At 58.7% G+C, this 23,990-nt stretch carries 17 protein-coding genes and 2 pseudogenes; 11 read left to right on the top strand and 8 right to left on the bottom strand.

The annotated features are described in order from the left end of the window. Position 1: 1 nt before the first annotated feature. From AC0L2P_RS24155 to AC0L2P_RS24140, 4 genes and pseudogenes are all read left to right on the top strand, one after another. On the top strand, positions 2-481 hold the full coding sequence (locus AC0L2P_RS24155) for a three component ABC system middle component (RefSeq protein WP_473504678.1): 480 nt from the start codon (positions 2-4) through the stop codon (positions 479-481). Next, positions 478-2,415: a DUF3732 domain-containing protein gene (locus tag AC0L2P_RS24150; protein WP_473504676.1), complete on the top strand. Its 1,938-nt coding sequence runs from the start codon at positions 478-480 to the stop codon at positions 2,413-2,415. The genes AC0L2P_RS24155 and AC0L2P_RS24150 overlap by 4 nt, the downstream gene beginning before the upstream one ends. A 637-nt stretch (positions 2,416-3,052) precedes the next feature. After that, a pseudogene (locus tag AC0L2P_RS24145) lies at positions 3,053-3,253 on the top strand (IS66 family transposase zinc-finger binding domain-containing protein); the annotation flags it as partial. 24 nt (positions 3,254-3,277) lie between these two features. Further along, positions 3,278-3,652 (top strand): annotated as a pseudogene (locus tag AC0L2P_RS24140) (IS66 family transposase); the annotation flags it as partial. Positions 3,653-3,686: 34 nt separating this feature from the next. Here the strand turns inward: AC0L2P_RS24140 and AC0L2P_RS24135 are convergent. The 6 genes from AC0L2P_RS24135 to AC0L2P_RS24110 all read right to left on the bottom strand — a co-directional run bounded on the left by AC0L2P_RS24135 (position 3,687) and on the right by AC0L2P_RS24110 (position 8,547). Then, complete coding sequence (locus AC0L2P_RS24135) at positions 3,687-4,106, bottom strand: NUDIX domain-containing protein (protein ID WP_473504675.1); 420 nt, start codon at positions 4,104-4,106, stop codon at positions 3,687-3,689. Between the two features lie 202 nt (positions 4,107-4,308). Beyond that, positions 4,309-4,473, bottom strand: coding sequence for a hypothetical protein (locus AC0L2P_RS24130; protein WP_473504673.1), 165 nt, complete (start codon positions 4,471-4,473; stop codon positions 4,309-4,311). A 90-nt stretch (positions 4,474-4,563) separates the two neighbouring features. Next, entirely contained in the window at positions 4,564-5,538 is a 975-nt protein-coding gene (locus AC0L2P_RS24125) for an argonaute/piwi family protein (RefSeq protein ID WP_473504671.1), read from the bottom strand. 272 nt (positions 5,539-5,810) lie between these two features. Further along, complete coding sequence (locus tag AC0L2P_RS24120; RefSeq protein ID WP_473504669.1) at positions 5,811-6,209, bottom strand: hypothetical protein; 399 nt, start codon at positions 6,207-6,209, stop codon at positions 5,811-5,813. A gap of 257 nt (positions 6,210-6,466) precedes the next feature. Further along, entirely contained in the window at positions 6,467-7,186 is a 720-nt protein-coding gene (locus tag AC0L2P_RS24115; protein WP_473504668.1) for a hypothetical protein, read from the bottom strand. Further along, positions 7,183-8,547 (bottom strand): NAD(P)-binding protein, encoded by a 1,365-nt coding sequence (locus AC0L2P_RS24110; RefSeq protein ID WP_473504666.1) that lies wholly within the window; start codon positions 8,545-8,547, stop codon positions 7,183-7,185. The genes AC0L2P_RS24115 and AC0L2P_RS24110 overlap by 4 nt, the downstream gene beginning before the upstream one ends. A 376-nt stretch (positions 8,548-8,923) precedes the next feature. On the opposite strand from AC0L2P_RS24110, the gene AC0L2P_RS24105 reads away from it, so the two are divergent. The 7 genes from AC0L2P_RS24105 to AC0L2P_RS24075 all read left to right on the top strand — a co-directional run bounded on the left by AC0L2P_RS24105 (position 8,924) and on the right by AC0L2P_RS24075 (position 22,862). Next, positions 8,924-10,132, top strand: coding sequence for a Druantia anti-phage system protein DruA (locus AC0L2P_RS24105; RefSeq protein WP_473504664.1), 1,209 nt, complete (start codon positions 8,924-8,926; stop codon positions 10,130-10,132). Positions 10,133-10,163: 31 nt separating this feature from the next. Then, the gene (locus AC0L2P_RS24100; RefSeq protein WP_473504662.1) at positions 10,164-12,908 is read left to right on the top strand and encodes a hypothetical protein; all 2,745 of its coding nucleotides are present in this window, start codon (positions 10,164-10,166) and stop codon (positions 12,906-12,908) included. Then, entirely contained in the window at positions 12,908-13,978 is a 1,071-nt protein-coding gene (locus tag AC0L2P_RS24095) for a hypothetical protein (protein ID WP_473504660.1), read from the top strand. The genes AC0L2P_RS24100 and AC0L2P_RS24095 overlap by 1 nt, the downstream gene beginning before the upstream one ends. Then, positions 13,975-19,563: a DEAD/DEAH box helicase gene (locus tag AC0L2P_RS24090; RefSeq protein WP_473504658.1), complete on the top strand. Its 5,589-nt coding sequence runs from the start codon at positions 13,975-13,977 to the stop codon at positions 19,561-19,563. Before AC0L2P_RS24095 ends, AC0L2P_RS24090 begins: the two co-directional genes overlap by 4 nt. A 156-nt stretch (positions 19,564-19,719) precedes the next feature. Then, the gene (locus AC0L2P_RS24085; protein ID WP_473504656.1) at positions 19,720-20,871 is read left to right on the top strand and encodes a hypothetical protein; all 1,152 of its coding nucleotides are present in this window, start codon (positions 19,720-19,722) and stop codon (positions 20,869-20,871) included. A 266-nt stretch (positions 20,872-21,137) separates the two neighbouring features. After that, the gene (locus AC0L2P_RS24080; protein WP_473504654.1) at positions 21,138-21,692 is read left to right on the top strand and encodes a recombinase family protein; all 555 of its coding nucleotides are present in this window, start codon (positions 21,138-21,140) and stop codon (positions 21,690-21,692) included. Positions 21,693-22,292: 600 nt separating this feature from the next. Then, the gene (locus tag AC0L2P_RS24075; RefSeq protein WP_473504652.1) at positions 22,293-22,862 is read left to right on the top strand and encodes a hypothetical protein; all 570 of its coding nucleotides are present in this window, start codon (positions 22,293-22,295) and stop codon (positions 22,860-22,862) included. 145 nt (positions 22,863-23,007) lie between these two features. Here AC0L2P_RS24075 and AC0L2P_RS24070 read toward each other — a convergent pair whose 3' ends face one another. Continuing rightward, the gene (locus AC0L2P_RS24070) at positions 23,008-23,241 is read right to left on the bottom strand and encodes a hypothetical protein (RefSeq protein ID WP_473504650.1); all 234 of its coding nucleotides are present in this window, start codon (positions 23,239-23,241) and stop codon (positions 23,008-23,010) included. A gap of 2 nt (positions 23,242-23,243) precedes the next feature. After that, positions 23,244-23,990 (bottom strand): IS66 family transposase (tnpC, locus tag AC0L2P_RS24065; protein WP_473504649.1); only part of this gene is annotated, 747 nt, incomplete at its 5' end.

Here is a 23,990-nt window from a genome sequence, read left to right as displayed (position 1 = left end):
CTTGGCTTACGATCTCTTCGCGGAAAGCAATCCTGCTTTCGGTACATTCGGCCTCGTTGGATTCTGCCAAACATACCATGCGGTTTCGAAAAGATCGCCGGAGTTCGCGCTTGCGTACCTCGCCTTGCCGCTCGCTCTTTCCGACGACCTGGAAACGTCCTTCCAGCAGACGGCGGCTACAACAGGTCTCCTGTCTTGGCTCAACCGATATCCAGATGTTCGTCTAGACTTGGCTGCCCGGTTAGATGCCTCGAAGGATATCGTATCAGCGGCGGTACGGTTCGGACTTAGTACAAAGGCCCTATCGTTCAATTCCGATGGGACCATCGGCCTCGGCACTCGGAAAGCGCCGAAGGTATCAATTGCCGCCTTACCAGAGAAACCGAAGCGCGCCATGAAACGGGCGGAGCGGCTCGGCACTTGGATGGGCAAGGCAGGATCAGCTGGGACAATCTTTTCCGCGTTCGGAGTGATGCCGTGAGTCGTTGGAACATTCGTGAGATTGCATTCTTTGGTGTCGGTGGAAGGCGCAGGACACTCGAATTTGATGTCGGCAAGGTCAATGTAATCACCGGCGCATCGGGGACAGGCAAGTCCGCGATCATAGACGCGATCGATTACTGCCTTGGGTCGAAGGACTGCAATCTACCATTCTTCGTGCGTAACCACGCCGAAGCCGTGGCTGTTCACTGGGCGCTGGGTGAAACTGACCTTATCGTTGGCAGAAAGATTCCAAAAGCCGGAAGCGGCACCAGCTTGATGTACGTTCGGTCAGGCCGAAACCTTATGCTTCCGGACACGTCCGAAGAACTTGAGGGCCCAACCAATCGAGAGACTGCGCGCGAATTGATCGAAAAGGCGTTCGGCATTCAAGGCACCGACGACCCGGCCATCGCCGCCAAGTCTGACAAGGGGCGCGCGACCATCCGTGACGTACCTCCCTACATCTTCTTGTCTGGAGACGTCATCATTAGCAGGACGACACTGCTGCACGACCTGAACCGACCGGAAAAAGCAAAGGACATCAAGGCGACTATTCCCTACTTCCTCGGCGCTATCGATCAGGAGAGTGTCCTCGCCGCGCGGACGCTTCGACAACTTGAAGCCGCGCTGGCGAGGATCGAGCGGGAGGCGAAAGCACAGGAGAGGAGCCAAAGCCTCTTGACGCAGCGCTCGATGGCGCTTTTGACGCAGGCGCAAAGTGTCGGCCTGCTGGCCGAATTGCCTTCCACAGATGCGTCCGACCAAAGCCTCCTTGACCAGCTCGCCGAAGTCGCGGGCAGTGGGGTCGATTCATCAGACACCAGAGATTCGGAGGCTCGGACACTCCTTGAGGAAGAGCGGCGAGAACTGGTTTCAGAATTGCAGGCGCTGAGAGGTAAGCGTCAGATGCTCAGGCAGACTATCCGCGAGGCGGTCGGCTATGAATCGGCAGTGTCTGGGCAGTCTCACAAGTTGCGTCTGGTCGAGCACCTAAGGCTCGACGACGGGCGGTGTCCCGTATGCGACGCTGAGAATGCCGCAGGCCAGGCAATGGCAGAGCAAATACGCAATTCTTTGAAGATCGTTTCAAACGAGGTTCTCGCGGTCGACGGGATGCGTCCTCGTCTAGACGCCCATTCAGGACATATCGAAAACTTGATCGGCTCTAAATCCGGCCGCCTGAGGGAAGTCGAAGAGCAAATCAGCGGGCTCGTCCGGGTAGAGGAAGAGGCGGTGAAGACAGGGTCTCTTCTACAGGAGAGGGCTCGTGTCGTGGGTCGTATCGACCAATTCCTCGATACAACGGCGAAAGATTTCCAGGCGACTTCGACGAATTCCGAATCGCTCATGGCCCGGATCGAGGAGCTGAGGGATCAGGTCGATCCGCAGGCTCGCAAGGACCGTCTTCGCGACGCGGAGAACATGGTCAGCGGCTTCGCGACCGAGATGCTCGACGACCTTCCCACTGTGGTGCCAGCTACGGGCTCGCGAGTGGTGTTCTCTTCAACCCCGAACATTTCGGTGATCGAGCCATCTCGTCGAGCGGTTCTCACAATGGCCGAGATAGGTTCTGACCAAAACTACCTGGCTATCCATCTCGCTCTGTCCTTCTCACTGCACAAGCTCTTCGAAACCATCGTGGCGCCCGTCCCGGGCGTTCTGGTCATCGATCAGATTAGCCGCCCCTACTACCCCAAGGGTGGGGACGAAAAGCGGCTCCAGGAAATGGAGAAGGATGACGATCAGGTCGCGATGCAGCAGATCGTCCGTTTTCTGTTTGACGAAACGGCACGCCAGGCGGGCCTGCAGATCATCCTCATCGAACACGCCTATATCGAGGAAGACCCGGAATATGTCGCAGCCGTAAAAGGCAGATGGACAAAGGCATCCGGAATTAAGCTCATTCCCTCTGACTGGCCTCTAAGATCCTGATCGGATAAGCACCCCAGCAACTGGGAGATGCTGATGTTTAGAGCTTAGGCCGCCCCATTTCTCCGCTTTGCTGGGGCGACTGCTTTCAGGCTAGAATCGCGAACCGGCCAACGACCGAGATCAGGCGCAAAGCGGCCGTCCTCGGCGGATGTCTCGCATCCGTAAGCAACGGCTCTCCTGCTCCATGTGTGGATCGGGTCACCGTCTGACCCACGCCTCAACCTACACGTGCGGAGTGTCTACGGGGCCACCGGCTTCGCTAAGTCGTTGGGCGGGCGCACTCAGAGGCGAAGCCTTGGAGGTCATCGTTCCAGCGGTGTAACAAACTGTGTAACAATGCGACCGAAAACGATAACAATTTCAGCCATCAGATCGAAAGCGCTCTCTCCGCCACTTTGACTGCTAGCCCGTTGAAAAAGCTATAACTTTATTGATCGCCTACATCGAAGCCCTCATTTTACCCCACATTTTGAACAGGATAAGATCGGACCGCTACGGATGTCGTCGGACGATCAGTAAGGCAGTTGTCGAAGCGACGACTGGCGCCACGCATAGGGCACAACATGAACGCCAACATGCTGTTCAATTGGCGTCGTGAGGCTAGGCAGGGCCGACTGCCCGCCGTCGCACGCCAGCGGTGACCCGACCAGACCGGATACTGCCGAAGCGCCGGCCTTTGCCGGACCACTTGCCGCGCGAGGAGATCGTCCACGATCTCGATGGCAATGAAGCCTGCGTCTGCTGGGCCTGCGGATCCCATATGACCCGGCTCGGCGAAGATGTGACCGAGGTGCTGGAGTACGTCCCCGGCCACTTCAAGGTAATACGGCATGTCCGGCCAAAGTTGGCGATCCGCGTCGCCGCAAAGCCGCTGCTCGCCGGCCTCTTCGCCTGGATGGAGGCAACGGCTCGCATGCTTTCTGCCAGGTCGGCGCTCGCCGAGGCGTTCCGCTACAGCTCAAGCGCCGCGTTGCGCTCTCCCGCTTCCTCGACGACGGCCGGCTGGAGGCCGACAACAACATCGCCGAGAACGCCCTGCGCGGCATCGCCCTTGGCCGCAAGAACTATCTCTTCGCCGGTTCACGCCGGCGGCGAGCGGGCCGCGGCGATCTACACTTTGGTCGGCACGGCCAAGCTCAACGGCGTTAACCCGGAAGCTTGGCTCACAGACGTCCTTGCCCGCATTGCCGACGGTCACCCGATCAACCGGATCGAAGAGCTGCTGCCGTGGCGCTGATCCGGCGACGTCGCCATCTCCCCGATGTCATTCACTATTCGGTGCGTGCGGTCACCCTGCCTTCCAGTGACCTGAAGATCGAACGGTATTGCGGCAAAGCGAGGTCAGGCAAAGCGCAGGCCGTCTCAACATCGAACCACCGGAGCTCGGTATGCTCATCACCCCGCATCTCCGGATCGCCGCCGGCCCACTCCATGATAACAAAGAAATGAAGCCGGCCGGGTCCAACTTCGGGTGAAGACTCGACGAACCCCCCGATTGGCATGAAGCCCGTCGGCGTTACGCCAACTTCCTCTCGAACTTCCCGAACGAGCGCATCCTCTGGCCTCTCCGCGCCCTCAAGATGTCCCCCAATCACATCCCAGCAGCTTGCATACGACCGACGATGCGGAGACCTCCGCCCAAGCAACAAGGTGCCATCGCGAACCAGGATGGCACAGGCTACTTCGCGCATCTCTTGAACACCTTCGTCGTCGTGGTTAGGCCAAACGGTCTCACCCTACGATCACAACAAATTGTCGACAACCACAGCTCGCGCGACGCCTCAGGCCGGACGCTTACGATTTGAGCGGATGTGTTGAGTTAGCTACCCTCCGCGTGACGGGGACGGGCTGATCCCATCAGGCGAACCCAGCGGCGGTGAGGGCGAACGAAGCTCACATGAACAAGCGATAGGGATAGACGTTCCGCGGCAAGTCCGGGACATTCGCTATCGTGCGTGCTAGTTTCTGCGAATAGCGGATGCTAACCGGCACCGGGTCGTAGAGCGCGTCGTTGTTCCAATCCATCTTGGTCAGTGCTAGCGCCTCGTGAGCGGTCAATTCGAGCGGTCCGCTGCCGGCATGACGGATCAGTTGCAGCGGCCGCGGGATGCTCTTCTGCCTTGATAATAATCGCCCTTGGTCGACACGTCAGGCGCATTGCCAGCGACCCAGACCAGCGCGGAATTGCCGGACCGCACCACCATCGTTCCCCGCGGCACCGCGTGGCCTGACGGTTTGGTTTGGGGGGCTGGGCAAGCCCGACTCGATCAGCCAGACGCCGCGCCAACAGGATGCCGAACTGACCTCGATACACTCGATTTCCGGGACGCCAGCCAGCGCATCAAACGCCCCTTCGATCTCGCCGTCCTTGAAGGGAGTGGTCTTGTGGATGACCATTCGCCTGGGCACGTTGCCGCCATTGCGGCCCTGGTAGAGTTCTAGGCTACGGGCGAGAACGGCGCGCATGTCGTCGCGGCTCAGGAACGGATTTCTTCGCGCCTCGGCAACGTCGGCCACGGGGTCTTGGGCTTCGAAGGCCACGAACTGCATGCCGCCGCCGTCCATATCGAACACCTGCGAACAGCATGTCACATAATGCGCATCCCGCTGGTCACCGCGCAGCGCATAGGCCAGACCGATATATGCGGTATCGGCCGGCACGCCCTTTAGCGGCGCCAGCTTCCACGGCGTGCCTGCTGCCTTCACATATAGGGCCGTGGCCAGCCGCCATGCAAGCGACCCCTTATGGGTGAAGGTAAAAGCCCGGTCGTTCAGCACCTGGATTGGGATATTGTATCTGGCGCCCAGTGCTTTGAGTGCATCGTGAGCGTCGAAGAATTTGCCGCGAGTGGCCGGGTTCCAATTGTCTGGGAAGTGAACCAAAACGACATCAAACGCGTTGCGAAGCATATCGAGCCGCCGGAGTGCCGCCTCGATCGCGAGGTAGAGCCGGGTTTGCGGATCACCCTCGCCGGGCAGTCCGTGCAGGTGCTCGGGCCATTTGATGTGAGCGTCGCGTGGGGCCGACTCTAGCGCTACATTGAAGAGCCGCTCAAACCCCGGATATTGCGGAACATATTCGGACCTGTCAGTCGGACGATGCACGTTGCGCAGCAACAGCATCAAGTCGCCGCGTCGCTTAAAGGCGCTCTCTGGGCCCACGGTCGCGATCCTTATCCGGGAGGTGAAGCCGCCGAACGACCCCTTCGAATAGGGTCCGAAATCGCAAGCCCCGGAGCGGGTGAACGTCGACCTGGGTAGAATCCGAAGGCGAGAAGGACAGGTACGGCTCGTCTAGCAGCGTGAACGGCGGAAGTTTTGTCAACGAGGCAGGGGAGCTCATTACGTGGTCCTGTCAAAATAGACGTGGTGATGGCCCGGCCGGCTCCAGCCGGTCACCGGGGACACCTGGAACACGGCATCAATCCCGGCGCCCTCCTCCAGCCCGAACGCCCGTTTCGTCCCGCCGCTGGCGTAAGAAGCTGGGCCCAGCCAGCGATGATGCTCGCCCAGTTCTTGTTGTAGCGCTGCGCCCACCGTTCACGCCGCCAGTCGCCCGCAGGGTCACCGCTGCGGTCAGGACGCGCGCCCATGGGATCCGCATTGGAGAATTCCTCACGCCCCGGATTCCCATTCTGGGTCTCCTCGGCCCGCGGGATATTCACGAAGGTGTACGGCTCGAAGCCGCACCACCAGCGCCCGTCGACCATGTCCAGCTTCAGAAACACACCTTCCTGAAATGGAAATCCGGTGCCCGGAACGGTTGAATGCCCGCTCTTGCGGAGCGCCATCATGTGCAACTTTCGGCCCGTTAGCGGCAAGAAAGGTTAGCAAAGCTGCCACTGCCTTAAGCCGATGAACTACTTAGGCGCGGAGCCGCATTGTCAGTTCGAGGCCCCGGCTCCAGGCATTGTGGTCACTCGATGCCGGCCCAAATGTTGCGTGGTGGAGCGCGGGCTGAGTGACGCGGCAGGGTCCGGCGATGATGTTCAAAGCTGACACAAAGACGCTCTGCATTGAGACGCCCCAAACTGAGTCGACACCGGAGGCGCTAGCTCCCGGCTTCAAAATTGAGCGATGTAAGCTGAGCAAATTTTGGCGTCACATGGTCTTCAAGTACCTGCTGAAGTCTTGGATAGACGGTTGATGAATCTTCAACAGGCTTCCCTCGCGTCAGTTCGTAATTTCTAATTCCTGGAAGCGACTGCTCGGTTAGATTGTCAAGTAGCAGGCAAAATTCATCGCACATACCAACTAGGCAATTAAGTCGGTCGTCATCGGCAAAAGCGTTGAACGAAAAACTATCGGCATAGAGTATCGCAGCCACAGATTCGTCTGGAGACCTCATCGGAATTGCTACATAGGACAGAGCTACCGTTTTGATATCGCGATTATCGCCAATGTCCTTCATATCCTCCTTCAAGTCGCTCAGTAAAGCATCGGACGTCGGGTAAGCTCGCGTTCTCACTATCCTTTGGAGGGCAAAGGCTTTTCCCATGATGCCCGTTGTGACAGCGTTCATCCTACCGGCGGCATTTGAGTTGTACGGAATTCCTGAGTAGGCGCTCAGTTGCTGCAGATATTCTCCCCCCTCACGATTGACGGCACGATGGAGCACAACCCGAGTTCTGTCAGCGATACCCAAACTGCGCAGATATCCTGCTATGGCCGCGGTGAACGGCAGCGCCACCAGTTGCGATGCGCCCGGGACTGGCTCGGGGTGTTCTATTTTGCTTTGCTTAGGCTCGAATGGATGAACAGCAGGTGTCATGGCGCTAATCCTCTTGGATCAGGAGAAAAGATGCCCGGCAGCCAAAGCTCCTCGGACGATTGATCGTCACTTTTCTTCAATTTCGTCAATCTCGCCTCCACCTTGGTATGGTCCGAAAAGAGACTGAGAATATGTGCATATGAGCCAGTCCCGTGACGCTGCACGATATGACTTTTCGGGATCCCCTGCCGCTTCGCAAAATGAGCAATCGGCTCCAAGGTTATTGCAAATGCACCTGCATCATAAAGCAAGTACAGCAGAAACCTATTCAAAAAAGAACTCTTATTCTCGAAGAGACGATCGACACTCCAGTCCTCGCCCTCCTCGGGCTTCACGTGTAAAACCGCGCGCACGTCTTTGCGCAGCCGAGATCGCAACCTTTCTGTTGCGGTCTCAAGGTGTCTGGCCAGCGATTTTGGTGCGTTGTCCAGCATTTTCTTGACGTTGCCGGGCAAGCGACCACCGGCCGGTCCAATCAGTGTTCGCAATTCCTTTTCAACATCGTCAAGATCGCCTAAAAGTAGCTCCGCAAGTATGGTGTCTTGACGGAAACGCTCGATCGTCAAGCGGCAGAGATCCACCAAACCTCCGTCGCCATGGCCTGATACGACAAACACCGGCCTTGCTCCAGTTAGAACCGGCTGCCCCAAAGTGTCATTTCGCCAGTAAGAAGCCGAGGCAACAGCCCCTTGGGTTAGCTGCCCGGCTTCCAAGCCAAACCCTGCAGCAACTACGATGGTGTCGTAACTTTGACGGTTACCGGCGGGTTCACCGGCGCGAAAGTGTCGTCCGGCCCGGTTAGCGGCCAAACCCAACCACTCCACTTCGCCCCGATGGGCGTCTACTCTGAGGTGACCCAAGCCGAGAAATACTTTAGGAACAAGCCCACCGCCGCCCTCATTCTCCGTGCAGCGGTCACCGAACGTGTCAAGCATTTTGGCGGCAACGTCTGAAGCCTTACCTGCGTTCCAGTTTAATACCGGTAGGCTGGCACTCGGCCTGCGACTTCCCGCAGCCGGCCAGTTATATATGAAGGGATGCAACCACCGCGTGTCGGAGCCTTGCTGGAGCGGGCACAAATCCCACCTCTGCTCAAATAACGTCACGTGCACCCCGGTGAAGGACGACATCGCCGCAGCGAATGTTAAGCCTGCTGCGCCGCCGCCGATGACCGCGACATTGGTTAGGGCTCGTCGCCCCTGAACGTTAAGTTCCTGCAGCGCCCAGGCTAGGTTCAAAGCTCGAACTTGTTGTTGATAAACCGTCACGCCCTTTGACAAACTGCCGAGGACAAACACCTTCGTCGTGACCTCATACGTAGAGGCAACCTCGGAGGGGGCAATAGTGACACCGCGCATCATGACGATGAGATGTGCGTCAACAGGGACGCGGGATCAAGGCGAAAATTTCGCTATTAGCAAGGACCAGCTTTACTCCTGACATTGGCGGGCTACTCAACATGGCTTTGGCCCGGCCGACTCGGCTTCGCGTAACCCCAAACCGATGCTGTTACACGTGGTGGCTGGACTTCAACTCAGATCACGCTGGCGACTACCTCGGCAAGGTTCTTGCGAAGCCTCATTTCGTCTAGCGGACATTCTCTTTTTTGCCCATCCCGAGTGAATCCGTTCCCTTTGCTTTATCCGTCCACAGCGCAAGAAATAAGTTTAGCGACGACAATCACGGCTTGTAGTTGCGTCTATAGAATGTTCAAAATCCATGTGGCCGGAGGGGACTATGATTTTTAAGCAGGCGCGTGTAGCGCAGCCATTTAGTGCTGAGGCGAAGTTAAAGCGCGCTCTCCGCAATCATTTGCGCACGCTCGGTTTTACGAAGGACGACAATGGCGACCTCGTACTTCCTGACGGTGGAAAGGAAGTCGTGCGCAACCTCCATCGCAGCCAGTGGCGCGAGAAGATGACCGCTGCTCTGCCCCTCATTGCACGAGCACTTCCAAAGGCGTTGCCGCACTTTGCCAATGGCGCGGAGATCGATCCCACGAAGATCAAATTCCGCCTGATCCTGGTGCGCAGCGGCACGGCCGAAGCCGACCTGTTTCGCATCGCCACACTGACTTGGTCGGTCCCGGTATCCCCGGGGTTTGGCCGGCGCATGCGGTACCTCGTTTGGGATGATGGCCACAGCCGCCTAGCAGGCGTTATCGCCCTTGGTGATCCAGTTTACAATCTCTCCGTCCGTGACAACGAGATCGGCTGGGACGTTCACGATCGCGCCAGGCGCCTTGTTGGCCTTCTCGATGCCTACGTGCTAGGCGCGGTTCCCCCGTACAGCTTCCTGCTGGGTGGCAAGGCAGTGGCGTGCCTCATTCGCTCGAAGGAGGTTTTGAAGGACTTCAACCGTGCCTACGGCGAAACGATTGGGGTGATCTCAAAGTCGGCCAAGCACGCCAAACTTCTCGCCGTCACGACCACCTCTTCTATGGGTCGCTCATCCGTCTATAATCGTCTTAGACTCGACGACCTCACCTACCTGAAGCCCCTCGGCTTCACGAAAGGCTTCGGGCACTTCCACATCACCGACAGCCTCTTCGAAAAGATGCGGGCGTACCTTCGAGAACGGGATCACGACTACGCCGACAAACACGTCTTCGGCGAAGGCCCGAATTGGAGGCTGCGTGCGATTCGGGCCGCACTGGTCGGTTTGAACGTCAACGAAAACATCCTGAAACACGGCATCCAGCGCGAAGTTTTTATCTCGACGCTGGCTGAGAACGCCTACGAGGTGCTTAAGGATGGCAAGGCGAAGCCCGACTTCTCGACATTGCGGAGCGTTTCGCAGATTTCCGACCTAGCACGTGAACGGTGGATCCTGCCGCGGGCTGAACGCGGAGAGATCGACTACCGCTCCTGGACGCGTGAGCAGATTCCCAATCTGATCAAGCGCAAGGTCGAGTTGCCCACCGCTGCCAAGCGCGGTACCGGATAGCGGTATGCTCGGGGGAGTTCAGCACAGGCTCATGGAGACCTTTTCCGCGATCGCCAAGCGGCGCCGCGAGGCTCGGTATCCTGTCTATGCCCTCGAACACGGCCTGACGTCGGACCAAGTCGAAGAAGTTTGGAACTCGGCTAGCGCCTCGATTCGCTATCTGCCGCCATCGGCCTCGCACTGGCTTGTATGGTGCGCAATCGGCGCAGAAGCCGGCTACCGGTATTCTGGAGACGAATTTTGGCCCGCACTCGAACGGCATCCGGACGAGTGGCGGACAAACGACTATCGGCAGCGACTACGCAATTTTTATCGGCGTTTCAGCGTGGAGTTCGGCGGGCCAGAACCGAAGGGACGCTGGGCCGGTCACTTTAATATCATTGCGTGGCCTATCAGCGGAGCAATCCTTCCACTCTACCTTCAGACGCCGTTCGCCCATCATCTCTTCGACCAGCGATTTGCATTACCCCGAGCCGTTCAGGCTGGCGGTGATGCAGTCGGCCAACTCCTCCTTGATCGCTACAGCGGAACCTCGTCACGCTTTCGCGACTTCCTCCAACAAACGGAATTGACAAGCCAGATCTTGCTCGCACTGCGTGACGAAGGGCGTGCGCCTGAAGTCACGCGTATCGAGCCGTCCGTCCTGAGCAAGATCGTCTCCGACTTGGAACGCAGACGGGATGCACGCTCCTACTTGCGCGACGCGCGTCGCGTGATTGAGAGCACTACCTTCAAGATCGGTGCCGAGCTTCGACCCAAACCTTCAGGCCGCGATCTCGCCAAGCAAAAGGAAGCTTTCGCAGGCTGCTTCACGCTCCTCGCCCGCAAGTCCCCAGACGGACATGTCGGACTTGGTCTCAGGCTTCCAGATTTTCGCAGCGCTGGGCTCAACCGCGACAACCTCGCAGGGCAGCGCATTCGATTTGCCGGGAAGGATGAACCCTCCCAGCCGGCATCAGTCCTGCTCGCTTTGAGCGGCGGTGAACGTCGGCTCGATGTCTTCCCGGCACCGAATGCTGATCTTGTGACCGCGGAGGACTCAAGCGATGAGATGGCAGCCTTGCTTGGCAGCGTCGCTCGCATCGACGAGAGACCAGCCTGGGTTCTGCGTCGGCAACTCGATGGCGCATATAGAGAGGTGCTGGGCGGCCATGTGCGATCAGGTCAAGACTACGTTTTGCTCGTTCGAGGAAACTTGCGAAACGATGTGATCGAGAGTGCTGGTCTACGGCGGGCCGTGGTGCTCGCGAAGGACGTCGAAGCCTACGCCACTAGAACACCGTCCATACTCACCGAGGCCCATCGTAAAGCCTTTAAGGCACTCGGGATTAGCGTGCGCACAGGCATCAGTGTGGCTCCGGTCGGGCTTAGCCCGAGGCCCGGCGATCTACCAGCTTGGCTGGTCACCGAGCCTGTCCTTGTCGCCGCGTCCGCAGATACCGAAGTCGCCCGACTGATGGTCTCGCTTGACGAGGCCGAACCCCAAATCATAGCGTGTTCCAACTCTAGAGCGTTGATCGCTATTGAGCATCTTGAGCCAGGGAGGCATTCGCTCGCCTTCAAGCCGCTTCTGACAGCGAACGGCGAGTGGGCCACCCCCTCCGACATGTTCGAGTTTGAAATCTTGGCCCCCCAGGCCTGGCCGGAGGCCATGCGCGGCAAATCGGGATTTCGCCTGATCATTGAGCCGCCGGACGCGACCTTCGAAATGGTAGTGAGCGGGGGCGCCACGTTACAAGCCTTCGGACCACCGCGTCGGGGGGTTCAATGGTCCCTCGTCGCCTACGGCGCAGCAGGACATCCTGAGTGCACTATGCAGCTCGGTGCAACGCGTGTAGGCGAGCCGTCAAACCTACTGTCCGCGGCCCTTGAAAAGGCATGTCGCCGGTACTCGGACCAAATCGACGAAGCGTATCAGATCGACATCGTCGCAAGCCTCGACGAACTTGGCAGACAGGCGGAACGCTTCCCACGCACCGTCGAACCACTTCGCTGGAAGTTCAATCCCACCAATGGGGCGGTGCGGTTGATTGACGAAACAGATCACGAGGAATTGCCGAAGCTCAGTTGCTACTCGCTCGGCAATCCGATGGAGAAGTCTCCACTCCCCCTAGAAACCGCGCTCGTTGGCATAAGACCCGACGGCGAAGGAGCGCTATACGTCGCGCGGTATAAGAACCTGACGCAGTCGATCTTCGTAAGCGCTCCTTCCAACTCGAAGTTCAAGGACTTCTCGTCGCTCGGAACGAAGCAGAACCTTTCGCTCCCACCGCACCGGGGGCTTGCGGTCATCCGGCTGATCGATGGCATGCGTCGGTGGGAGAAAGCGAAACCTGTCGGTCATTGGGCATTGGTTCGTCGCGACCTGACGGTGAGACGTTTGCGTGAGGAACTCACTGCCCTCTGCTGCGGGCGCGACTTCGCTGGCCTTGTGCTGAGTAACCCACCGTCGCTCGACCAAGCCCAGGCGAAGGTCGGTGGTTCGCAGGGCTTTGGCTATCGAATGAGGCGGAGCGACTGGCCCACTGACTACGTGTCGGCCGTCCCAGCGTTCGTCCACTACGCCAGGCACTACCAGGTGGAGTCGGACGAATGGTTGGCGCGGCTCGCTCTCACCTTAGCCTATCGTCCGCTCAAGCTTCGCCTCGACGCCATCGATGACAAGACGGAGTTTCTCGCCCATCTTCTCGACCAAGGGCATTTACAGCGCGGTGCGTTCCTTGCTCACGCTGTTTCACGAATGCCCGCAACCGCGATCTTAAAGGAGACCGCGTGATGCGTGCGATCGAACCTGCCGAACTTGTAGCTCTGACATCAGTCGCTTTGGGACTTCCACCGTCTGGCGCCATACACGACGTACTGAAGCCTGCGTTGCGGCGTGGGAGCTACTTGCTGGCGCCATGTTCGTCAGCGGACCTGATCAGGTTTGTCGGCGATCCTCTTGGTGGCACCCAGAACATTCGCGACGCTGTCGAACTAGCGTTGGAAGATCTCATCGCCTACGGGGACATTCTCGAGATGCGTAAGATTGTTGGTGACGAGTGGGATGTCCCCGCTGTCACCTTACGTCCGGCCTCTCCCGCGTTCGTGCTCCGCTCACCGCATGAAGCAATCATCCTCGGCGTCGCCGGCGACTTCCCATCGGCGCTGCCCGACGACCTCGCAAAATTGGTCAATGACGATGGTCCAGTTCGCACCTTGAACCGTCCTGATGATCAAGAGCTGGGCACACATTTGCGAAGCCTCGGTCTTTCGGAACTCAAAGAAGGCGCGTGGCTGCGGCTGCCTGCGGTAGCAAGCGCGAAAGATTACGTTGATACCTTGAGAGCGCGGCTGACGGTCGCCCCTTTTTGTGCGCCGATTATCGACGGACTTGAAATTCTTGGGCCCGAAAAATCGTCGAGGTTTTACAGAGGGCGATGGCGGTCCCCTCTCGCCACTGACAGCGGAATGTTCGTTGCTCGTCGGCCGCAAGCCTACGGGTTCAAGCTGTGGTCTGTTGTCGATCTAGAGATGGGCAAAGCACGTCGCTTGATCGACCTGTCGCCTACTGACTCATTCGAACGGGGCTGTGATTCGGCTTGGCGGCTTCAGGCAGCCATCGACGCCACACGAGATTCGCCGCAGGAGTTCGATGTGCTCGATGAGGGCGCTCTTACGCACTTCGATTTTCATTGCCCGCTGCCGTCGTTCGCTGAGCGGCGACTCGCGTTGGTCGGCTCTAAGTCGCCGGCCTATAACTGTCTTTTCCGATATTCGATGCCAACGGCCATGCAAAAGGCGGAGATCGCTTTGCTTCAATCAACACTGTGGATGCAGCCAAATCGCGAAGGAGCACGGCGATGACGCTCACCATCCAAGAGACGATTGTGAGCCTACAATCCTCCCTGATCGGCTACATCGAAGCGACCTACCACATCGCCGACCCGAAGGTGGTCGCACAACGCCACACGCTGTTGGAACAAGCCGGTGGCATCTTTCAGCTGCCCTATCTGGAATCGACTCCACGCTACCAAACCGGGGCCAAATACGCCGAGATGGAGGGAGTTCCTTCGGCTGCGCTTGAGGCCTATGTGCGGCTATCGAACGAGCAATATGGCAAGCCGCTATTGTTCGATCCTCCCTACACGCACCAGGCAGATGCGATCCGCACGGTCCTGAAAGACCAATCGAATCTCATGATCATGACGGGGACTGGCTCGGGTAAGACCGAGTCCTTCCTACTTCCCATCCTCGGCAAGCTCGCCATAGAAGCGCGGGAGAAAAGCGAACAGTTTCTCGACTACTCTGCTGTCAGAGCGATGGTGCTATATCCAATGAACGCGCTGGTCAACGATCAGCTTGGACGTCTGCGCCTGTTGTTCGGGCATGAGCGCGTGCGCTCGATGTTTATCGAGTGGTCCGGGCGCACTGCGAAGTTCGCGCGCTATACCAGTCGCACGCCTTACGCTGGCGTGCGTTCACGAAAGAAGGATGGCCAACGGCTCAGGTCAATCGGGGAATTCTTTGTAGAGATCGACAGGGCGGCTGAGCGTCACCTAACCGGCAAACCAATCATCGCGGACGAGGACAAACGCGCCTTCGAACTTCGTGGCTCACTCATGAAGCGAGGTAAGTGGCCTGCGAAAGAAGACATCACGGAATGGTTTGGATCAGGCGAATGGAAGAAAGGTGGCGAGTTTTGCCGCGCTGTCACCCTCAATGACGATGCCGAACTCCTAACGCGTTACGAAGCGCAGAAGACGGCACCCGACCTCCTGATCACCAACTACTCCATGCTGGAGTACATGATGCTCCGCCCCATCGAGCGGACTATCTTCGATCAAACCCGCGAATGGCTAACGGCCTGTCCCAATGAGAAGTTCCTGATCGTTCTCGACGAGGCCCATCTATATCGAGGCGCGCAGGGCGCGGAAGTCGGCCTGCTGCTTCGCCGTCTGCGCGATCGGCTGGGGATTCCGCCAGAACGCTTTCAGGTCATCTGCGCGACAGCCAGCTTTAGCGAGGAGGGCAAGAAGAAGGCGGGAACCTTCGGCAACCAGCTTAGCGGCGTTCCCGCCGCCTCCTTCGTTCCTGTGCTGGGTGATTTGAAGCTCAGGAAGGCCGAAGCACCAGGCGTCGAAGCCGACGTCCAAGCGCTCAACACTGTCGATCTGAACAAGTTCTTTTCCGACGACGCGAACAAGCAGGCTGCGGCCGTCTCAGATTTTCTGAACGCTCGCGGGGTTGTGGCGGACGGCAACAACATCGGCTCACGACTCTACGACGCCTTGAGCGAGTACGGCCCCTTCAGCCTCCTCGTGAACTCGACGATGAGGGCAGCGCAGTCGTTCGATGAATTGCGCGACCTCTTGTTTCCGAGGGCCGACCCGACTGCCGCAGATCGCGCCGTGAATTCTCTGATCGCCATGGGGAGCAGGGCACGCCGAACGGACGACGATGCGAGCCTGCTGCCCTGCCGTGTCCATGCATTCTTCCGAGGCTTGCCTGGACTGTGGGCATGCCTCGATCCCGATTGTACTGAGCTTAAACCCGCTGAGCGTGGCGGTCCTATCGGACGGCTTTACACCCAGCCTGTCGGCCGCTGCGGCTGTGCGGCGCCAGTCCTGCCATACTTCACCTGTCGCTACTGCGGCACCTCTTATGCGCGAGCCTACACGCGCGACGTTTCGAAGCCCGACATTCTCTTTCCAGAAGCGGGACACCGCCTCTTCACCGCCGAAGGTGTTGTCCAGGAATTCGAAGCTCTCGACATCATGCTGCAGCCGCCGACTCAGGATCACATGGGCCTGGAGGCGACTTATGATCTCGGAACTGGACGTCTTAACCAGCACGCGCCCGGCGCCAAGACGCGCTCTGTTTTTCTACCCCCGTCCACGCAGGGCCTTGTCACCGTCTCAACAGAAAAGCCGAGCACGGATGAGGGGGACGACGAGGACGAAGTGGAAGATGCAACCGCATCGGCGAGCCTGGGGCTCTTCATCCCATGTGGCTGCTGCGGCAATAAGGTTCGTGGCGGAAAAACCAGCGTCCAAGACCATCAGACGAAGGGCGATCAACCTTTCCAGGCGTTGGTGCCCTCACAGATCAGCGTGCAGCCGCCAAGCCCCGCAAAAGCCACTGACTTTGCTCCTCTTCGAGGTCGGAAGGTGCTGGCATTCTCCGACTCTCGGCAAGTCGCAGCACGTCTCGCGCCTTCGCTCCAAAATCTTTCTTTGAGAGACACGCTGCGCGCGCTGGTGCCGGCAGGCTTCAACATGGTCGCAACTGATCCTAGCTTTAGCCCAATATTGCGGCTGAACCACGCTTGGATCGCAGCCGTCGTTGCGGCCAACAAGTTCGGCATTCGCCTTAGGCCGAAATTGGCCAATGCGTCAGAGACCTTACCGCGCTTGAAAAACACCAAGTCGGGCGAACTCCCGACGACAGCAGCCCTTTTCGGGCTCATGAACACGACGCCTCCGCAGAATCTCACGGACGCGATCCACGAACTGATCCGTCACAATATTCTTGGGCTTGAACCGCTCGCGGTCGCGTCGGTCGTCGAGGCGCCAGACGTCGCATCCAAAATCGAGGCGCTCCCAGCGATCGAAGGTCTCGCTATCGCACCAGCCGACAAGGTCGCGCTTGCCCGGCTGTGGGTTCGAGCGTGGATCAGAAAGAATGGCGTTTGGTTCAAAGACATGCCCGACGATTGGTGGGGTACGGGCAAAAAAGTGCGCGCCCACAAGGGGGACTTCCGCGCCCTCAAGCATGTCTGGGCGACCCCAGATCAGAAGAGGTTTTTCCTAAAGCACTGGGTGCCGCTTCTCAAGATGCAGCTGTGTCAGCAGACGAGCGCAGGCGACCGCCTGCTGGCATCCAACCTTTCACTCCTTATCGGTGGCGACTGGCGTCGATGCAACACCTGCACCTCCGTGCACCGGCCGCTTCCGACACTACATCGATGTATCGAATGCGGCTCTACCGACGTGCACCTGTTCGACCCGGACAACGATCCCGTCTTCGAGGCCCGCAAGGGCTTCTATCGTGATCCCGTGATCGAGGCATTGAGCGCCACCAAGCCCAACCTCCTGTCCATCATCGCGGCCGAACACACTGCGCAGTTGGGAACTGCCGCGCCCGATGAAGCCTTTTCCCAGGCCGAGCAGCACGAAATGGAGTTTCAAGACATTGACATCGGCTGGCGCGAGATCGACCAGTTCGAAAAGACCAGCATCGATGTGCTCAGCAGCACCACGACGATGGAAGTCGGCATCGATATCGGCGAGCTGTCAGGAGTCGCGCTTCGCAACATGCCGCCTAGTCGCGCGAACTATCAGCAGCGCGCCGGGCGCGCAGGCCGTAGGGGCAACGCGGTCGCGACAGTCGTCGCATTCGGAAGCGCCGACAGCCACGACGAGCACTATTTTTCAGACCCAAAGGCGATGATCCGTGGACAAGTCGTCGACCCGCGTCTGACTCTCGAAAACCCAGACATTGCTCGGCGGCACATTCGCGCCTTCCTCCTTCAGCGCTACCACGAAGATCGGCTGCCGCAGCTCGATGAGAAAAGCGAGGGCCTCTCGAACCTCTTCTCGGTGCTCGGGACGGTGCAGGACTTCCGCGAAGGCATCGGCACAATCCATCGAAAGGATTTCGCCAACTGGCTGAAGACGAACGAGACGAAGCTGCGTGCCGGAATCGACAACTGGCTTCCAGATCAGCTTCTCCCGGCTACACGCCAAGCTTTACTCAACGGATTCGTCGCCGACGTGACGAAGGCGTTTGACCAGGCGATCTTCGGAAATCAGGAACCACCGTCAGCCCCAAATGACGAGGATTCTGAGGACGATGGAGCTACCGCTGATTCGAAAGGTCTGGAGGCCGCTGGAACCGATGCCATCGAAGAACTGGAAGCCGATCCATCGCCGGTGAATGACGAACTCGTTGATTCTTCCAGCGACAATCTCCTCGACCGGCTCCTTTATTGGGGTGCCTTACCGCGGTACGCTTTCCCCACCGACGTGGCGACGTTCACGGTCTTCAGCGAAAAGTCGACTGCCTACCGGGCGGTCCCCAAATTCTCTCCCAGTCAGGGCTTGAACGTCGCTCTCTCTCAGTATGCGCCCAACAAACAAGTTTGGATCAAGGACCACCAGTACACCTCGAAGGCGATCTACTCGCCATTCAAGGGGGAGAGGAAGCGATCCTGGGGCCGGCGCCGTCTCTTCTATGAATGCGAACGCTGCAGTCATGCGAAAACGGTTCCCGAATTCGACTTCAGCAAAATAGGCGAGCGACTGACATGTGAGGCTTGCGCTTCACCCAAGAGCTTCGGCCCAGCCCGCCCTTGGTTCCGCCCACCCGGCTTCGCTCACGCGTGGGGTGATGAAGCACCGACGGTGGCGGATGAGCCGAATGACACTGCATACGCCACGCGCGCCAAGCTCATTATGGCACTTAACGCCGAGGAGGCTGGCGAGGCGGTTGGACCGCGCATCCGCGCTTTGCCGGTGCGGGATCATCTTCTCGTTTCGAATTCGGGCCCGGAGCGTGAGGGCTACACCTATTGTCTGATGTGCGGACGCATCGAATCCGCGACCTCGCCGGAATGGAATCTCAGCCAACCTCACCCTCTGCCTTACCCAAGCAACGGTGACGAACAGTGCCAAGGCCAGTATGTGTCCCGTCACGTCGTCCTAGGCGGTGACTTCCGCACAGACATCGCGCTGTTCTCGCTTAAACTCGACCCTGCGTTCCGTCTTCCCCCAGCGAATTCCGAAACGCAGATGGCGATGCGGACAATTTGCGAAGCGCTATCTGCTGCGGCCTGCCAACTGCTCCAAATCGAAGCAGGAGAAATTCTCGCCGAGTATCGGCCCGCACTCAACGACAATGGAGCGCATGGCGTCCTTGTAGAAGTCTTCCTCTATGACACGTTGGCGGGCGGTGCGGGTTTCTCGCCTCAGATGGTGCCCCGTGCCCAGGAACTATTTGAGAAAGCTCTGAAGATCCTCGAGGATTGCCCCGGCCCCTGTGACGCCTCCTGCTACCGATGCTTGAGGACCTTCCGGAACAAGCTCGATCATGCCGCGCTAGACCGCTTCGTCGGCGCACAGCTCCTGCGTCACGTGATGTTCGATACGGTACCGCAGTTCTCCAAACGACGGGCGGCGGCCTCCCTCGAGTTTCTAGCTAAGGAACTGGAGCGCTTGTTCAACGCGAATTGGACCGTAGAGCGCCACTATGACGTGCCCGCCGCCGAGGCTCCGCTTGTTCTGATCCGGAAAACGGACGGGAAGAAGACGCTCGTGGATGTCCACTCGCCCATCGCAATGAACATTCGCGTCTTTGGTTCCTCGTCATCCGTGGTCGAGGTCATCGACGAGTTGAAGCTAAGACGGCATTTGCCCGAGGCGGTGGAGCAGGTTGTGAGGGCTATGGGCTGACTTTGGGATTGGCCCTCGGCGCGCCCAGCTTCCGTCATTTCGCTACCTGCCGCCGGTTCCTCGCAAAGGCAAGCTCCGCTTGCACCTACGCGTTCGCTATCTGGCAGGGGCTGCAGGCAACCGGCTGAAGATTTGTGAATCAACAAGGAGGGGATTGTGAACAGGACGATCAAAATAGCTCTCAAGGACTTCCCCTCGGCCCCGCCATCACTTTGCGCGCAATCCAGCCCACCGGCCCTGGCTGAAGAGATCGAAATCGACCTGGGACGGCTCTTTCATCACTTCTACCTCGATACCCAAGGCACCCCGCCGCCCGACCCTGACGCTGCACAGTTTCACCACCTGAAACTCCTCGCGGCCACGAAAGATTTCCGCGCTCGCGGCCAGGGATTCGGCAGCCACGCAGCCTACAAGGGCCACGTCTCCAACGAACTTGGCCAAGCCTTCTGTCGCTGGTTCCTCTACGAGCATCTCGACATAACCTATTTCGCCCACATGGAGCACGTGCTTGATCGCAGCGCGCTGGAGGGCCCTGGAAACGCACGTATTGAGCGGGTGCAAAAGGGAGATGTGCCGGACTATTTCTGCGCCGGAAGAAATGGCGAACTTTTCATCGCGGAAGCCAAGGGACGGACCTCCACGGTATCCTTCGGTAACGCCGAGTTCAACCGCTGGAGGAAGCAATTCGGCCGGATCGTTGTTAAAGACGCGTCGGGCGTGGAGCGAGCCGTGAAGGGCTTTATCGTCGCAACGCGGTTCTCCTGCGAAGCCAACCCGAGGGTCCACTCGAAGCTTTTCGCTGAAGACCCCGAGACGCGTGGAGAGGGGCCGCTGCGCGATGACGGTTTGCTGCTCGCGACCGCTAAGACGCTCCACTACGCAGGCATCGCAGCGAAGCTTCGTCAACCGATCCTATCGTCGGCGCTCGCTACCGGGGGGCTCGTGCCTGATGAGATACTCATTCCAGGAACGGTCTGGGAACTCGTCATGCCGCCCTATCAGGGCCGACGTTTTGTCGGGGGCTATTTCCCCGGCCAGGGCGGAGTCCAACCGATCCAAGTCAGCGATGGCAAGATGGTCTTTCTCCCGGAGAACCCGCTTCGGCTTGACTACGCCCCAGGCACATTCTTCGGCGTGGAGGAACACGTTTTCCGCGCCGTCTGCCAAGCGGCTAGGACTGGCAGTGCGCAGGCGGTCCAGCCAATCGAAGAACCCATCTTCTTCTACAGCGCCATCAGCTTCCTTCGTGACGGGTCAATCCTGGGTCCGGTGGACTTCTTCAGGCCTCAGGGACAGATTGCTTTCTGAGCATGATGCGCCTTTAGTCCTCATTGGGATCCTTCAAAGGCTGCACATGCGCTGTCGGCCTAGAGCCGGTAGGGCCGCTTCCGGCCCCACACGAGCCATTCACTGGGCGCTACTGTTGGCTTGTAGATGCTGAGGTGCAACGTGCGCACATCAGGGTATACCCCGACGTGACGTAACGAGTGAGCGCTCGTCAACCGTAACATCAGAGTTGACATCGACTATTTGTGACAAGGTAGCCTCGGGCCTAAACCTTGAGGTGACACGTCATGACCCGGATTGGCTACGCCCGCGTCAGCACCGTTGACCAAGATCTCGACACGCAGGTCGCCAAGCTGAAGGCCGAGGGTTGTAGCATCATTCGATCTGAAAAGGTTTCTGGTGCAAGCCGCGACGGCCGGGCCGAGCTTGCAACCATCATCGACTTCCTGCGGCCCGGGGATGAACTGGTCGTCACCCGACTCGATCGGCTCGGCCGAGACACTCGCGACGTTCTAAATTTGATCCATGAGTGCGAGCAGCGAGGAGCCTTTGTCACTGTCTTAGACCCTCATGTCTCAACGCGTGGGGAGATGGGCCATGTAGTGCTGACTGTCCTAGGCATGGTCGCTCAAATGGAGCGCCGGTTTATTAGAGAGCGACAAAGGGAAGGGATTGAGCGCGGCAAGTCCTCCGGTTCTTATACGGGGGGCAAGGCCCGAATTGATCGTAAGCGCGTTGGAGAGATGCACAGCGCCAAGATGGGCATCTCCGATATTGCGAAGGCAGTTGGATGCTCACGAATGCAGGTTTACCGGATACTCCGAACCATCGATCGAAGCTGAAATAGCATCTGGTTCGACTCATCTGCCAGAACGAGCAGGTCACGCCTACTGCAGCCATTGATCTGAACTTTGCGGAGTTTGCGATGCCGAACCTTTGGCCGTTCGCTCAAATGGCAATCGGCCGCCAAGCCAACCTAGGGCCAGAAGTTTGACGGTGACGTCTACTTGGCAGTTCCCCGAAAAACGCCGATACTATCTGACTGCCAGACGCCTCCGGCGAGCGCGTCCACCTTGCGCTTATGCTCGGGAAAGTGCTACCTAAGACTAATTTTAATGTACGTGAATGGCGCTTCGATAAACATTAATACCAGAACCTTTGAGGTGTCGCATGTAAACTCTGACAATTTGAACTACATTCATACGGGAGGCAATTGGTTGAATTCCCTATTCCCGTGGACATATTGTGTGCGGCACCGACGACGTGGTGGAAGAGAAGTCACGATGACTACGCACCGCGTTTTGTACCTAGTGATTTGATATGGAGATAGGACCGAACCACAGTGAGAGGCATCAATGGGAGACAGAGGCCTGCCCAAGACTGTCGAAACTCAGCCGCCATCGCCTTGGGCCAGACGGATTCGGCGATCGTCTGGAATCATCTTGGGCAGCTTTCTTGGAGCTACGATTGGTTCCAGCATCCAGATAATGGACGCGGGTGTAGGCCTCGCCCAAAAACTTGGTATGCTCCAGTCGCAAGAAATGGTGTTGGCTCGCGGCACTGATCAATCGGCGTTCTCTGACGCACTCACACGTCGAGCGTGGAAGCGAGTATTTCTCGCGGACCTTTTTGTTCGCCGCGTGCAGCTAGGTGCATCAGCAGTCGAAGTCGATTCGGCGTGGCGGGATTATCTTCAATCCCTTGAGGATTGGAATACTGAGTTGATGATAATGATTATGGGTCTCGAGCAGTACTATAGCACAGAAAGAAGCCACGAATTTGAGACTGTTATCCAGCCGATGTTCAGCCTGTCGGACCAGCTGGTGGGAGAGGTATTTCGATCTCCCTATGTAGTTCGTCTGAGGAGTGGCGCTAACCCGGTGTCTGACTCAACAGACAAAGGCCCAGTTTTGGAGGCTCTTGATCAGAGCAATCAGCTCCGAAGCGAGCTCTATTTCTTTGTGAGGAAGACGCGAATGCCAGCTCCTCCCAAGGACGTAGATTCCAATTGAGACTCAGTCTCAGAGGACGGCAATAAGTCGAGCCTCCCGGATCAACATAATAATCCATGCTCACGGCCATAGTGTACGCATCCGGTGAAGACCGCAGACTGGCCTATCCGGCGGCCATGAGGACCTTAGCACTGCGGTGCTGGCGTCAAGCTTTCGATGGGGAGACGCGATGATATTCTTCGAGGAGGAGTTTGACCTCCTCGATGCCTTCATCGGTGAAGGCCAAGATCCCGTCGTCATCGTTGGCGCCGTACACCCAGATGACGCCGTCCTCCGGCTCGAGACCAGGGGTCAGTTCGTGGATGAGCGCTTCGCTGACGCCGAGGTCCCTGGCGACACGTTCGACGGTGTAGACGTGATGCACCTTATTGCGCTGCATGATCAGGCCGCAGCTGGTTGGGTCCGCAGTTTTGCGGATCTCCAATTCCACGGCAGCAAATCATCGATCCGATGGACCGGATAGGGCAGTCGCGCGAGGACGTCGGCGAGCCAGGCCTGCGGGTCGATATCGTTCATCTTGGCGCTGACGATCAGGCTGTAGAGAATGGCCGCGCGCTGTCCGCCGCGATCGGAACCGCAGAACAGCCAGGACTTTCTTCCGAGAGCGATGCCGCGCAGGGCTCGCTCGGCTGCATTGTTGGATAGGCAGATCCGCCCATCGTCGAGGAACCGGGTGAAAGATGACCAGCGGCGCAGCATGTAGTTGAAGGCCTTGGTCAGGTCGTGCCCGCGCGAGAGCTTGTCGCGCGTCTCGATCATCCAGCGCTCGAGCTCGGTGACCAGCGGCGCGCTCCGCTCCTGGCGCACGGCGTGGCGTTGGGCCGGCAACAGGCCGTTGATCGCGCGCTCGATATCGAACAGGGCATCGATGCGCTTCACGGCTTCAATCGCTAGCGGATAGACCAGGTTGGGTTTCTCGCCGCGCGCCTTCTTGCGCGCCGCCGCTTCGATATCGGCCAGCTCGAACACTTTGCGCCGACTGTGGGCCCAGCAGCTGGCTTCCAGAATAGGCGCCGGCTGACGGCCCGTCGCATAGAGATCGCCGTAACCGCCAAAGGCATCGGCCTGCAGAATGCCGCTCCAGCCGGCGAGATGCGCCGCGGGATGTTCGCCTCGGCGATCGCGGGA

This window comes from Mesorhizobium sp. WSM4836, from assembly GCF_055811815.1.
This window is presented reverse-complemented; position numbering and strand designations above follow the sequence as displayed.